The sequence below is a fragment of the Methylorubrum rhodesianum genome (assembly GCF_014199985.1).
Taxonomy (GTDB): Bacteria; Pseudomonadota; Alphaproteobacteria; order Rhizobiales; family Beijerinckiaceae; genus Methylobacterium; species Methylobacterium rhodesianum.
Genome location: NZ_JACHOS010000009.1, coordinates 25,336 through 37,958, shown reverse-complemented (window position 1 = coordinate 37,958; position 12,623 = coordinate 25,336). Strand labels below are relative to the sequence as shown.

General features: G+C 71.2%; 14 protein-coding genes. 7 read left to right on the top strand and 7 right to left on the bottom strand.

Going from position 1 to position 12,623, the window contains the following annotated elements; all coding sequences use genetic code 11:
• Window positions 1-111 precede the first annotated feature (111 nt).
• Entirely contained in the window at window positions 112-2,358 is a 2,247-nt protein-coding gene (gene parC / locus HNR01_RS14300) for a DNA topoisomerase IV subunit A (RefSeq protein WP_017486697.1), read from the top strand.
• 77 nt (window positions 2,359-2,435) lie between these two features.
• On the opposite strand, the gene infA is transcribed toward parC, so the two are convergent.
• Together infA and HNR01_RS14290 are read right to left on the bottom strand one after the other, a co-directional pair.
• Window positions 2,436-2,714 (bottom strand): translation initiation factor IF-1, encoded by a 279-nt coding sequence (gene infA / locus HNR01_RS14295; RefSeq protein WP_017486696.1) that lies wholly within the window; start codon window positions 2,712-2,714, stop codon window positions 2,436-2,438.
• A 336-nt stretch (window positions 2,715-3,050) separates the two neighbouring features.
• A complete protein-coding gene (locus HNR01_RS14290) occupies window positions 3,051-4,163 on the bottom strand; it encodes a branched-chain amino acid ABC transporter substrate-binding protein (RefSeq protein WP_183668204.1) in 1,113 nt (370 codons plus the stop codon).
• Window positions 4,164-4,345: 182 nt separating this feature from the next.
• Here HNR01_RS14290 and HNR01_RS14285 point away from each other — a divergent pair, with 182 nt between their 5' ends.
• The 4 genes from HNR01_RS14285 (at window position 4,346) to HNR01_RS14270 (ending at window position 7,048) form a co-directional block, all read left to right on the top strand.
• On the top strand, window positions 4,346-4,669 hold the full coding sequence (locus HNR01_RS14285; RefSeq protein WP_012452917.1) for an XdhC family protein: 324 nt from the start codon (window positions 4,346-4,348) through the stop codon (window positions 4,667-4,669).
• A gap of 64 nt (window positions 4,670-4,733) precedes the next feature.
• The gene (locus HNR01_RS14280; protein WP_183668202.1) at window positions 4,734-5,453 is read left to right on the top strand and encodes an XdhC family protein; all 720 of its coding nucleotides are present in this window, start codon (window positions 4,734-4,736) and stop codon (window positions 5,451-5,453) included.
• Between the two features lie 4 nt (window positions 5,454-5,457).
• Window positions 5,458-6,468: a molybdopterin-binding protein gene (locus HNR01_RS14275; RefSeq protein ID WP_183668200.1), complete on the top strand. Its 1,011-nt coding sequence runs from the start codon at window positions 5,458-5,460 to the stop codon at window positions 6,466-6,468.
• Window positions 6,455-7,048 carry a nucleotidyltransferase family protein gene (locus HNR01_RS14270; RefSeq protein ID WP_183668198.1) on the top strand — a complete coding sequence of 198 codons (594 nt, stop codon included), beginning with the start codon at window positions 6,455-6,457 and terminating at the stop codon, window positions 7,046-7,048. Before HNR01_RS14275 ends, HNR01_RS14270 begins: the two co-directional genes overlap by 14 nt.
• A gap of 8 nt (window positions 7,049-7,056) precedes the next feature.
• On the opposite strand, the gene HNR01_RS14265 is transcribed toward HNR01_RS14270, so the two are convergent.
• Window positions 7,057-7,221: a DUF2256 domain-containing protein gene (locus tag HNR01_RS14265; protein WP_017486691.1), complete on the bottom strand. Its 165-nt coding sequence runs from the start codon at window positions 7,219-7,221 to the stop codon at window positions 7,057-7,059.
• Between the two features lie 4 nt (window positions 7,222-7,225).
• The gene (locus tag HNR01_RS14260; protein WP_017486690.1) at window positions 7,226-8,092 is read right to left on the bottom strand and encodes a formyltransferase family protein; all 867 of its coding nucleotides are present in this window, start codon (window positions 8,090-8,092) and stop codon (window positions 7,226-7,228) included.
• A gap of 162 nt (window positions 8,093-8,254) precedes the next feature.
• Here HNR01_RS14260 and HNR01_RS14255 point away from each other — a divergent pair, with 162 nt between their 5' ends.
• The gene (locus HNR01_RS14255; protein ID WP_183668196.1) at window positions 8,255-8,989 is read left to right on the top strand and encodes an SDR family NAD(P)-dependent oxidoreductase; all 735 of its coding nucleotides are present in this window, start codon (window positions 8,255-8,257) and stop codon (window positions 8,987-8,989) included.
• A gap of 70 nt (window positions 8,990-9,059) precedes the next feature.
• Here HNR01_RS14255 and bcsS read toward each other — a convergent pair whose 3' ends face one another.
• The gene (gene bcsS, locus HNR01_RS14250) at window positions 9,060-9,836 is read right to left on the bottom strand and encodes a cellulose biosynthesis protein BcsS (protein ID WP_183668194.1); all 777 of its coding nucleotides are present in this window, start codon (window positions 9,834-9,836) and stop codon (window positions 9,060-9,062) included.
• A gap of 285 nt (window positions 9,837-10,121) precedes the next feature.
• Between bcsS and HNR01_RS14245 the strand changes: the two genes are divergently transcribed.
• A complete protein-coding gene (locus HNR01_RS14245) occupies window positions 10,122-10,718 on the top strand; it encodes an exopolysaccharide biosynthesis protein (RefSeq protein WP_026105853.1) in 597 nt (198 codons plus the stop codon).
• Between the two features lie 79 nt (window positions 10,719-10,797).
• Here HNR01_RS14245 and HNR01_RS14240 read toward each other — a convergent pair whose 3' ends face one another.
• Both HNR01_RS14240 and HNR01_RS14235 read right to left on the bottom strand, forming a co-directional pair.
• On the bottom strand, window positions 10,798-11,685 hold the full coding sequence (locus HNR01_RS14240; protein ID WP_183668192.1) for a metal ABC transporter permease: 888 nt from the start codon (window positions 11,683-11,685) through the stop codon (window positions 10,798-10,800).
• Complete coding sequence (locus HNR01_RS14235) at window positions 11,682-12,617, bottom strand: metal ABC transporter ATP-binding protein (protein WP_375373205.1); 936 nt, start codon at window positions 12,615-12,617, stop codon at window positions 11,682-11,684. Before HNR01_RS14235 ends, HNR01_RS14240 begins: the two co-directional genes overlap by 4 nt.
• Window positions 12,618-12,623 lie beyond the last annotated feature (6 nt).

The following is a 12,623-nucleotide window of genomic DNA, read 5'->3' as shown; positions in this document are numbered from 1 at the left end:
TTATGTTCCATCTGATTTCAGGGGTCCGCACTCGGTCACGACGGGGGGCGGGACGACGGGAGCCGGCGCAGGGTCGGCCCTCGAAGACGAATTGACGATGTGGAGTGAGTGATGGGCCAGCCCGTCCTGCCGCCGCCGGGCGACGGCATCGAGAGCGTCGAACTGAAGACGGCGCTGGAGGAGCGCTACTACGCCTACGCGCTCTCGACGATCATGCAGCGCGCGCTGCCCGATGCCCGCGACGGCCTCAAGCCCGTGCACCGGCGCATCCTCTACGGCATGCGCCTGCTGCGGCTCGATCCGAGCTCGGCGTTCAAGAAGTGCGCGAAGATCGTCGGCGACGTGATGGGTGACTTCCACCCCCACGGCGACCAGGCGATCTACGACGCGCTGGTGCGCCTCTCCCAGGACTTCGCCCAGCGCTACCCGCTGGTGGATGGCCAGGGCAATTTCGGCAATATCGACGGCGACGGCCCGGCCGCCTACCGTTACACCGAGGCGCGGCTGACCGAGGTCGCCCGCCTGCTGCTCGACGGGATCGACGAGGACACGGTCGATTTCCGCCCCTCCTACAACGGCGAGAAGGAGGAGCCCGTCGTCCTGCCGGCGGCCTTCCCGAACCTGCTCGCCAACGGCAGCCAGGGCATCGCGGTCGGCATGGCGACTTCGATTCCGCCCCACAACGCCGCCGAGCTCTGCGACGCGGCGCTCTACCTGATCCAGAACCGCGAGGCGACCTCGGAGCAGCTCTGCACCTTCGTGCAGGGGCCGGATTTTCCGACCGGCGGCATCCTGATCGACAGCGCCGAGACGATCCGCGAAGCCTACCGCACCGGCCGGGGCGGCTTTCGCGTCCGTGCCCGCTGGGCCAAGGAGGATCTCGGACGCGGCACCTGGAACATCGTCGTCACCGAGATCCCCTACGGCGTGCCCAAGGCGCGGCTGATCGAGAAGCTCGCCGATCTCCTCCAGGAGAAGAAGCTGCCGCTTCTCGCCGACGTGCGCGACGAGTCGGCCGAGGATGTGCGCATCGTGCTGGAGCCGCGCTCGCGCTCGGTCGATCCGGTGCTGCTGATGGAATCGCTGTTCCGTCTCTCGGAGCTGGAGGCGCGGGTCCCGCTCAATCTCAACGTGCTGGTCGGCGGCGTCGTGCCCCGCGTCATCGGGCTCGCCGAGTGCCTGCGCGAGTGGATCGACCATCGCCGCGTGGTGCTCCAGCGCCGCTCGAGCTACCGCCTCGGCCAGATCGAGCGGCGCCTCGAGATCCTGGGCGGCCTGCTCATCGTCTATCTCGATCTCGACGAGGTGATCCGCATCATCCGCGAGGAGGACGAGCCGAAGGCGGCCCTGATGGCCCGGTTCGAACTCACCGAGCTGCAGGCCAACGCCATCCTCGACACCCGCCTGCGCTCGCTCCGTAAGCTCGAGGAGATGGAGCTCAAGCGCGAGTTCGAGGAGCTGACCCGGGAGAAGGAGGGGATCGAGGCGCTGCTCGGTTCCGAGAAGCTCCAGTGGACCGAGATCACCAAGCAGATCCGCGCGGTGAAGAAGACGTTCGGGCCCGAGACCAAGCTGGGCAAGCGGCGCAGCACCCTGGAGAACCCGCCGGACACCGCCGGCATCGATTTCACCGCCGCCATGGTCGAGCGCGAGCCGATCACCGTGATCCTGTCCGAGAAGGGCTGGATCCGCGCTCTGAAGGGGCACGTCACCGAGCTGTCCGGCGTCGCCTTCAAGGGCGACGACACCCTGAAGGTCTCTTTCCTCAGCGAGACGACGGCGAAAATCCTGCTGCTCGCCTCCAACGGCAAGGTCTTCACCCTGGAGGCCTCGAAGCTGCCCGGCGGGCGCGGCTTCGGCGATCCGGTGCGGCTGATGGTCGATCTCGACGACGGCACCGAGATCGTCGCGGCTTTGCCCTACAAGCCCGAGAGCAAGCTGCTCGTCGCCGGCTCGGACGGGCGCGGCTTCATCGCGCCCTCCGACGCGCTGGTGGCCAATACCCGCAAAGGAAAGGCGATCCTCGGCCTCGACGAGGGGGCCAGCGCGGTGCTTCTGGTACCGGCGGAGGGCGACCACATCGCCGTCTGCTCGTCCGACAAGCTGATGCTGGTCTTCCCGGCTTCCGAAGTCACGGAGCTCGGCCGCGGCAAGGGCGTGCGGCTGCAGCGCTGCCGCCAGAGCCGGCTCGCGGATGCCTGCGTCTTCACCCTGGCCGAGGGCCTGCCCTGGCGCGACGGCTCGGGTCAGGCGCGGCTGGCGAATGCGGGGATGCTGGAGAAGTGGATGGGCCACCGGTCCGATGCCGGCACGCTGATGACCCGCAGCTTCCCGAAGTTCGAGCGGTTCGGGAAGTAACTTTTCGGGGCTTTCGGGCGGTGCCCTACAGGGCGCCGCTCGGCACGTTCGATCCAACGAGAAGCGGTCCGGCGCCGTCAGCGGCGGCGGAACTGCTGACCGCCGCGCTGCGGCGGGCGCGGGCCGGAGGAGCGCTCGTCCTTGTGACGGAACACGAGGCGGCCCTTTTCCAGATCGTAGGGGGACATCTCGACGGTGACGCGGTCGCCGGCCAGGGTCTTGATGCGGTTCTTCTTCATCTTGCCGGCCGTGTAGGCGACGATCTCGTGACCCTGGTCGAGCTGCACGCGGTAGCGCGCGTCCGGCAGGATCTCGACGACCAAGCCGTCGAACTGCATCAATTCCTCTTTCGCCATGCACCTGTCTCCGGCCGGGCTGCCTGCACGGGGCGCTCCGGCAAATCCAAAATCGGTCTGTCGTGCGAAACGCGCGGCGCTGCGGGTCCGATCCGCTCGGGACGAGAGGCGTCAGCGATGCCGGGCGTCGGGCGCCTTTCGCGAAACTCCCGGATCGGGGAGTCCTCCCTCCGGCCGGGCAAGCGGCGCGACGGGCGTTTCGCGAAGGGCACCAAGCCTGCGACTTAAGCGTCGGAGGCGGTTTGTGCAAGAATATCCGCCGCGGATCGACCGCTTAACCTCAACCTCCGGTGGGTTTCACGGCGGCCGCGGTTCCGAACCGTCTCGTTGTTGGGCTCATGGCGAGACTTCGTTGCCGGCAAAGTCGAGCCGCCCGTCCGGCAGCCGGCGCCACGCGAACACCGTGAAGGGCGGCTTCACGAGATCGCCGCCCGCGTCGAACGCCACCTCGCCGAGCACCGTGCGAAGGGGGGCGCCGCCGTGCAGATAGGCCGCGACCTTGGCCGGCTCGACCGAGCGCGCGCCCTCGATCCCCTGCCGCAGGATCTCGACCGCCGCGTAGGCCGAGCCGGCGAACAGGTCGGCCTCGGGACTTCTCGGCGCCCTGGCGCCCCTCGGCTCGGGCAGGCGCGGCGGCGCGGAGGGAACCGTCATCAGCGTGCCCTCCGCGCCGGGCACCTGCGAGAATTCCTTGTCGAGCAGCCCGTCGCTGCCGATCACCGTCGTCGTCAGGCCGGCCTCGCGCATCGCCCGGATCAGTCCGGTCGCCGGCGCCGACAGACCGCCGAAATAGATCGCTTCGATCCCGAGCGCCCGCAGCTTGGCGACGAGCGCGGCGATCTCGCGATCGTCGCGGGAGACGCCCTCGAACAGCCGCTCCTGCCCGCCGCGGGCCTTGAGAGCGCGGACGGCCTCGTCGGCGAGCCCGCGGCCGAAGCTGGTCTTGTCGTGGACCACGGCGACCGGCTTCCCACGGAAACGCTCGGCGAGCAGCGTGCCCCCGATCGCACCCTGCTGCGCGTCGCTGCCCGAGAGCCTGAACAGCAGGCCGGCGCCGCGGCGGGTCAGGGGCGCCCAGGACGCCCCCGGCGTGACCGAGACGATGCCGGCCTCCTCGTAGACCGCACTCGCCGCAGCGCTCGCCCCCGAGGTGAGCGGCCCGATCACGAAGCGCACGCCGCTGCCGGCGAAGCGGCGGGCGACGGCCATCGCCTGCTTCGGGTCGGCGGCGTCGTCCTGCACCACGAGCTGCAGCTTGCGGCCCGTCACTCCGCCCGCCCGGTTGATCTCGGCGATCGCCTGCTCGGCCCCGAGCCGCGCCCCCTGGCCGAACCCGGCATCCGGCCCGCTCAAGGGGGCGGCGAGTCCGATCTTCAGCGGCTCGGCGGCGTCGGCATGGCCTGCGAGCGCGAGGATGAGAAGGCTTGCCAACGCGCTCCGCTTCGTCACACCACGCCCCCGATCCGGCCTCTGGGACATCCCCCGAAACCTGATGAGGCCCGCCCGCGGGCCATGCAAGCGCCTTGCAAGCGCCTCCGCTCGCCGCATTGCGAAAACAGCCGGCGCGCCTACCTCTCCCGTCACGGGACGGTCGGGGGCGGCGGGACCTAGATTTTCAGGACGTGAAGCCCATGCTCTCCACAGAGGACGATATCCTGCGTGCCGCTGAGGGCTGGCGGCGTGAGGGGCGCGCCGTCGCGCTCGCCACCGTGATCGAGACCTGGGGCTCGGCGCCCCGCCCGGTCGGTAGCCACCTCGTGATCGACGGCGACAGCCGCTTCCTCGGCTCGGTCTCCGGCGGCTGCGTCGAGGGCGAGGTCATCACCGAGGCGCTCGACGTGATCGAGGACGGGCGCCCCCGCACCCTGGAATTCGGCGTCGCCGATGAGACCGCATGGCGGGCCGGCCTCTCCTGCGGCGGCCGCATCCGCGTCTTCGTCGAACGCATCGACTGACCGCCTTCGAACCCCCTCCCGCTCCGACCGTGAGCGGCCCGTCTCGCATCGAGCGACAGACCCCATGCGCCTCGACACCCTGTCGGCCCTCAATGCGGAGCGCGCGGCGCGCCGCGCGGCCCTGATCGTCACCGATCCCGAGGATGGCGGTCAGCGACTCGTGCGCGCCGCCGCGATCGACGTCGATCCGCTCGCCCCTCTGCTGCGCGAGCGCCTGCGTACCGGCAAGAGCGGCCTCGGCGAGGGACCGGACGGGCGCTCCGTGTTCGTCGCCGTCCACGCCCCACCGGTGCGCCTCGTCGTCATCGGCGCCGTGCACATCTCCCAGGCGCTGGTGCCGCTCGCAGCGCAGCTCGACCTCGACCTGACGGTGATCGATCCGCGCAGCGCCTTCGCCAGTCCGGAGCGGTTTCCCGGCGTGCGCCTGATCGCTGCTTGGCCGGACGAGGCGCTGCGGGACATCGGGCCGCTCGATGCCTACACGGCGGTGGCGGCGCTCACCCACGATCCCAAGATCGACGACCCGGCCCTCATCGCGGCCCTTCGGGCGGATTGCGCCTATATCGGCGCCCTCGGCTCGCGAAAGACCCATGCGCGGCGCGCGGAGCGTCTCAGGGAGGCGGGGTTCGACGAGGCGGCGATCGGGCGCATCCACGCACCGATCGGGCTCGACATCGGCGCCGTCTCGCCCGCCGAGATCGCGCTGTCGATCCTCGCCCAGCTCGTCGCGACCCTGCGCAAGGATCGCCTCAAGGGCCGCGACGCGGCGGATGCGGGACGCTGAGCCCATGCAGTTCGGACCCGTCGCGACCCGCGACAGTGCGGGGCTGATCGCCGCCCATACCGTGCGCGCCGAGGGCGCGAGCCTGAAGAAGGGCCGGCCGATCCCCGCCGAGGAGGCTCAGCGGCTCGCCGCATCCGGAATCCCCGAGATCCTGGCGGTGCGGCTCGATCCCGGCGACGTCGGCGAGGACGCGGCCGCGGCCCGGCTCGCCGGTCATCTCGCCGGGGAGGGCCTTCGCGCGGAGGCGCCGTTCACGGGGCGCTGCAACCTGTTCGCCGAGGCCGCGGGCGTGTTCGTGGTCGAGCCCGCGCGCATCGACGCCGTCAACGCGGTGGACGAGGCGATCACGGTGGCGACGCTGCCGGCCTTCCGGCCGGTGGCCGCGGGCGAGATGGTCGCGACGGTCAAGATCATCCCCTACGCGGTCGCCGCCGCGCCGCTGGAGCGGGCGCTCGCAGCGACCGACGCGCCGCCGATGCGCCTCGCGCCCTACAGCCTGGAGCGCGTCGGCGTCGTCTCGACGCTGCTGCCCGGCCTGAAGGCCGCGACGGTCGCCAAGACCCTGCGCGTGCTGGCCGAAAGGCTGACGCCGACGGGCGCGCGCATCGTCGCCGAGACCCGGGTGCGGCACGAGGCCGGCGCGGTCGCGGGCGCCGTCGCCGCCGCGGTGGCGGAGGGGGCGGAGCTCGTCGTGGCGTTCGGCGCCTCGGCCATCGCCGACCGGCGTGACGTGATTCCCGCCGGGCTGGAGGCGGCGGGCGGCCGGGTCGAGCAGTTCGGAATGCCGGTCGATCCCGGCAACCTGCTGCTGCTCGGCGCGCTCGGGACCGTGCCGGTGATCGGTGCACCGGGCTGCGCCCGCTCGCCGAAGGAGAACGGCTTCGACTTCGTCCTGCACCGCCTGCTCGCGGGTCTCGCCGTGCGGCGGGCGGACATCGTGCGCCTCGGCGTCGGCGGATTGCTCACCGAGATTCCCCTTCGCGGCCAGCCGAGGTCGGGCGGTGACGGCGTCTGACCCGGCAATCGGCGCGGTGATCCTCGCCGCCGGCCTCGGTTCCCGCTTCGGGGCCACGCCGAAGATGCTCGCCCCCTACGGCGACCGGCCGATGGTGCGCCGCGCCGTCGAGGCGGCTCTGGCCTCCCGCGCCGATTCCGTCGTCGCCGTCCTCGGAGCCCATCGCCAGGCCGTGAGGGACGCGCTGGCCGGCCTCGACCTGACGCTGATCGAGAACCCCGACCCCGCTGCCGGCCTCTCGGCCTCGCTGCGCCTCGGGCTCGCCGCCCTGCCGCCGCGGACGAGGGCGGCGGTGGTGCTGCTCGGCGACATGCCGCGGATCGAGGCGGCCCATATCGATGCGCTGATCGCGGCCTATAAGGCGGCCGCGCCGCGCCCCTCTGCCGTGGTGCCGGTGAGCGGCGGTTTGCGCGGCAATCCGGTGCTGCTCGATCTCGCCCGGTTGGGCACCGACCTCGCCGCCCTGAGCGGCGATCGCGGCGCCGGTCCGATCCTGAAACGGCGCGGCGACGTGCTGGAGGTGCCGGCCGATCCGGCGGTGATCTACGACGTCGACACGCCGGAGGCACTGGGGGGCTGAGGCGGGCCTCAGTCCTTGCCGCGCGCCTCGCGCTTCGCCTCCGTCCGGCAACGGTCGGAGCAGTAGCGCACCTCGTCCCAGACCCGCTCCCACTTCTTGCGCCATGCGAAGGGGCGGCCGCACTGGGCGCAGACTTTTTGAGGGAGGTCGCCTTTTCGGCGCATCGGCGGCATCGGCTCAGCGCCCGATCTGTCCCGCCTCGTTGAGCGGCACCGGACTCCAGCGGGTGAGCTGCACGTAGCCGTCGCGGGCGGCCACCACGACGTGGCGACGGTAGCGATGCACGACCGTGCCCGGGGCGTGGCCGTGGACCTCCTGCCAGCCGTCGGCGGCGGCGACGAAGACGCGCGATTGGCCGAGCCGGGCGATGGTCTCGATCGCGCCGAACGCGCGCACGCGGCGCAGCACCTCGGCCACGTCCTTGCGGAAGTCGAGGGTGCGGTCGGCGTCGTTCACCCGCGGCCAATAGGAGCCGTCACCCTGCGGCTCCGCCCTGCGCCACCGCTCGGCCAGCTCCTTTCCGATCGGGCCGAGGACGAGACGGCGGGCCGCCATCTGGCACTTGGCGAGCAGCGACTCGTGGCTCTCGTGGCTGCCGAGGGGAAACAGATCCTGGGCGAGAATGTCGCCGGTGTCGAAGCCCTGCTCGGCGAGTACGTGGGCGGTGACGCCCCAGCTCTCGTAGCGGTCGAGCACCGCCTTGAAGAGCGGGTAGGGACCCCGGCCCGTGGGCAGCGGTGAGGGATGGAAGTTCAGCGCGTAGCGCACCCGCCCGTGCCAGCCCCGCACGAGCCAGGGGTAGCCGGCCACCACAAGGACCACGTCGCGGCCGTGCTCCTGGGCGAGCCGCTCGATGTCGTCGGGCAGGATCCGCGAGAGCTGGATCGGGATGCGGTGACGGCGGGCCTGCGCCACCACCACCTCGTTGAAATCGTAGATGCCGTCGCAGGGCCGGGTGAACAGCTTCACCGGCGTCCATCCCGCTTCGATCAGCCCGTCGAACACGCCGCCGAGGAAATCGATGCCGGCGAAGGCGAATTTCATGGCTGGCGACATCCCCTTGCTGGCCGCCCTGCGACGTTCGGCGCGGGCCTGCGGCGGCGCGGATCGGCTCCCCGCCGACCGGCTTCGCCTTAGCTAATGGATTTCAGACACGTGCGAAATCGCCGAGCCCGATCGGGCGCTTCGGCGGAGAGGGGGGCTTGCATGGAGCGGGTCGTGATCTACGGCGGGACCGGTGGAATCGGCCTCGCCACGGCACGGGCCCTGCGCGCCCGGGGCGCGGCCCTCCACCTCGTCGGGCGCGATCCGGAACGCCTGGAGCGAGCGGCCTCCGAACTCGGGGAGACCGGCTACACCGCCGGCGACGTCACCGATCCGGGCCTCTTCCCGCGCGTCGCGGACGAGGCCGGCGCGCGCCTCGGCGGCCTCGTCTACGCCGTCGGCACGATCCAGCTCGCACCGCTCGCCAAACTCGATCCCGCCCGCATCGAGGCGGATTTCCGCGTCAACGCCCTCGGCGCCTTTCTCGCGGTGCAGGCCGCGGCCCCCGCGCTCAAGGCGGGCGCGGGGGAGGGGAGTGCGGGCGTGGTCCTGTTCTCCACCGTGGCCGCCGCACAGGGATTCTCGCACCACGCCTCGGTCGCCATGGCAAAGGGAGCGGTCGAGGGGCTCGCCCTTTCATTGGCCGCGGAACTCGCGCCCGCGATCCGGGTGAACGTGGTCGCCCCTTCGCTCACCCGCACGCCGCTGGCCGAATCCATCACCCGCAATGCGACGCTGGCCTCCGGCATCGCTTCCATGCACGCGCTTCAGCGCCTGGGCGAACCGGAGGACGTCGCCGCGCTCGCCGCCTTCCTCGTCGGACGGGAGGCGGCCTACGTCACGGGGCAGGTGATCGGCGTCGATGGCGGGCGCTCCTCGCTGCGCACCAAGGGGTAGAGCTGCGGGATCGAGCCCCCACCGGATACCGGCCGCCGGCTCTCGGGACGGGGCGCGGCATAGGCGCGCCTCACAATGCGTTCCAGACCGTGAGGGAGACGTAAGGGCTCCACTGGTTGAGCGGCGTTTCGAGCTGGCATCCGGCAGACAGGCGGAAATGGTAGCCGCCCATCGCGTAGTCGGTGGCATGCAGCCCGACGCTCCATTTCCGGTAATCGGTCGCGTCCCCGTAAACGGCCGCCTCCGGGCCAAGATAGGCGCCCAATAGGGCCGTGCCCCAGGACAGCCGGACATAAGCGTCGCTGCGGGCGGAGCCGAGAATCAGCGTCGCGGTCGCGAGCGTCGTCTCCGTCGGCCGCGCCCAGACCTCGCCCTGCAGGCGCAGGCCCATCCGCAGGGGCATGGCCTGCACGAGAACGAAGCCGGGGCCGGACAGCGCCTCCCAGGAGGCCTCCGGGCCGGCGAACACCGTCACCGCCCCCCAATCCCGGATGAACTGATAGCCGGCGAGCGCGGATCCGAGGGTGGTCAGGCGCATCCGGATCGGCGAGGAGCCGCTGCCCTCGCGCCGCACTCCACCGCCGGCCGTCACCAGGGCGACGGGGCCGTCCCGCTCGAACCGATCGAAGACGAGCTTCGCCCCGCCGCTCGAGAAGGTCGAGGCCGCGGCCTCCATGCTCCCGAACAGGACGGCTTTCAGCGTCGTCTCGTCAGCTTCGGCCGGATCGCCGAGGGTGCACGAAGCCGAGCCAAGGACGGCGAGCCACCGCGAGACGCGGCGAATCGTAGTCCGCCGGGAGGCGTCCGAGCGGCGACGACTTTCGCCCGAAGGGGCACGGCTCGACATTGGAGGTCGCAATATGATCGTCGAAACGACCAATGGTTGTCAGAAGTTTTAGTGAAAGTTAAGCGGAATTTACAACCCAGGATGAAGGCCTAAATCGATATTACTTGAGGTAAGATTGGGGTTCGATAGATAAACTTGGACGTGATCTTCCCGAGTGTGGCACGGCACGCGTGCGGGGTGATCGCGCTTGGCGGATGGTTCCGGTTGGGCTAGAGCCGCGCTCACCGAAAGATCAACGGCCGAGCCGGTTTGTCCTCCGCTGCCCGCACCTCCGACGTTCTCACGATGCTTGCGAGCCAGGAGAGCGAGCGGCTGACCGTCGGCGACATCGTCGCCGTGCTGCGGGACCGCGCCTTCGCGCTGCTCGTGGTGCTGCTCGGCCTGCCCAACTGCCTGCCGATGCCGCCGCCGATCCCGCTGGTCTGCGGATTGGTCCTGCTCGTCATCGCCATCCAGATCGTGGCCGGGATGTCGGCGCCGTGGCTGCCGCGCCGGCTGCTCGATCAGTCGATCGCCCGCGCGACGGTGGAGAAGGCCGTCAGCCGGGCGGTACCGCTCCTACGCCGGCTGGAGCGCTGGTCGCGCCCGCGCCTGAGCGTGTTCGACGGGGCCGTCGGCATGCGCGGTATGGGGGTGCTGATTCTGGCGCTGGCGCTGGCGCTGATCGTGGCGCCCCCCTTCTTCGGCCAGATCCCGCTCGGGCTCGCCGTCTCCCTGATCGGCCTCGGCCTGGTCGAGCGCGACGGGTTCGTCGTGCTGATCGGTCTGCTGATCGGCGGCGTCGGCGTCGGGATCTCGATCGGCTTCGTCTACACTCTGTTCGCCAGCATCATGGGCGCCTTCGCCTGGTTGTCGCAGGCGATCCCCGGCCTCGGATTGTAAGGGCCTTCCGCTCTCTCATTGACGGGCTCGCGCGGCGCCGGAGCGGGATTCGAACCCGCTGTCCCGAGCGGCTCGAGGATCACGCCTCCAGATGCCGCCGCCGCACGAGGCGGTGAATCAGGCCGCCGCGGGGGCCGACCAGCATCGAGACGAGGTAGAGCGCGCCCGCCGCCAGGACAATCGCCGGCCCCGTCGGGAGCCGGATGCCGGCATGGTAGGAGACGAGCAGGCCGGCCACGCTCGACAGCATCGAGACCAGCATCGCGACGGGAATCAGGCCCGACAGGTCTGCGGCCCAGAACCGGGCGGTGATCGCCGGCAGCAGCATCAGCCCGACCGCGAGCAGCGTGCCGAGCGCCTGGAAGCCGCCGACGAGGTTGACGACCACCAGCGCGAGGAAGGCTGAGTGGACCGGACCGCCGGCGCGGCTCACCGTGCGCAGGAACAGGGGATCGACGCACTCGATTACCAGCGGGCGGTAGAGCAGGGCGAGCGCGACCAGCGTCAGGCTGCTGATGCCGCCGAGCAGGGTGAGCGCGTCGTCGTCCAGCGCCAGCACGGTGCCGAACAGGATGTGCAGCAGATCGACCTGCGAGCCGCGCAGCGAGACGAGGAACACCCCGCCGGCCAGCGAGATCAGGTAGAAGGCGGCGAGGCTCGCATCCTCCTTCAGCACGGTCGAGCGGGTGACGAGTCCGGCAGCCAGAGCCACCGCGAGGCCGGCCACGAGGCCGCCCAGCGTCATCGCCGGCAGCGACAGCCCGGCGACGAGAAAGCCCGCGGCGGCCCCCGGCAGGATGGCGTGGCTCATCGCCTCGCTCATCAGGCTCATCCGGCGCAGCATCAGGAAGACGCCGAGCGGCGGTGCCGACAGGGACAGCGCCAGGCAGCCGGCGAGGGCCCGGCGCATGAAGCCGAATTCGACGAAGGGGCCCACGAGGAGATCCGCGAGATCGGCGAGCGTCACGACATGGCTCCGTGACGCGCGTGATCATGGTGATGGTCGTGGCGATGCTCGTGCCCACGATGGTCGTGGGCGGCAGGCCCGTGATCGTGCCCGTGACTCGGCCCGTGCTCGTGGGGCTCCGCCGCCGCGGCCCCGTCCGCAGGGTGAACCTCGTAATGCGCGTCATGATGTGCGTCATGGCGGCAGATCGCGGCGGCCTCATCCCAGGCTTCGGACAGGCGCAGCGCCCGCGCCAGCACCGGCGGCGTCAGCACCTCGCGGGTCGGCCCCCAGGCGATGGGGCGGCGGGCAATCACGAGGGTCGAGGGAAAATGCGCGCGCACCTGGGCGAGGTCGTGCAGGGCCGCGACCACGGTGCGGCCCTCGCCGTGCCAGCCACGGATCAGCGCGAGCAGATCGGCGGTGGTGCGCTCGTCGATGCCGGTGAAGGGCTCGTCGAGCAGGATGATCCGCGCGTCCTGCAGGATCAGCCGAGCGAACAGGGCGCGCTGGAACTGGCCGCCGGAGAGGGTGCCGATCGGCCGGTCCTCGAAGCCGGTGAGCCCGACCGCCGCGAGGGCTTCGATCAGTCGGCTCCGCTGACGGGCGAGGCTGCGCCACGCGCCGAGCGGCCGCCACAGGCCCATCGCCGCAAGGTCGAGGACGCTCACGGGAAAGCTGCGGTCGATCTCGGCCGCCTGCGGCAGGTAGGCGATCGCGCCTGAACGCGGCCCTGCCTCGACCGTCCCGTCGAGGGGACGGATCTCACCGACGATGCCCTTCAGGAGCGTCGATTTGCCGGCGCCGTTCGGTCCCACCACGGCGAGCAGGTCGCCGGCCGCGATGGTGCCGTCGAGATGGTGGACCGCCGGATGCCGGTCGTAGCCGAGGGTCAGGCCGCGGAACCGGATGGCGCCCGCCAGCGCCGACCCGCCGTTCACGGCTCCGCTCACGATATC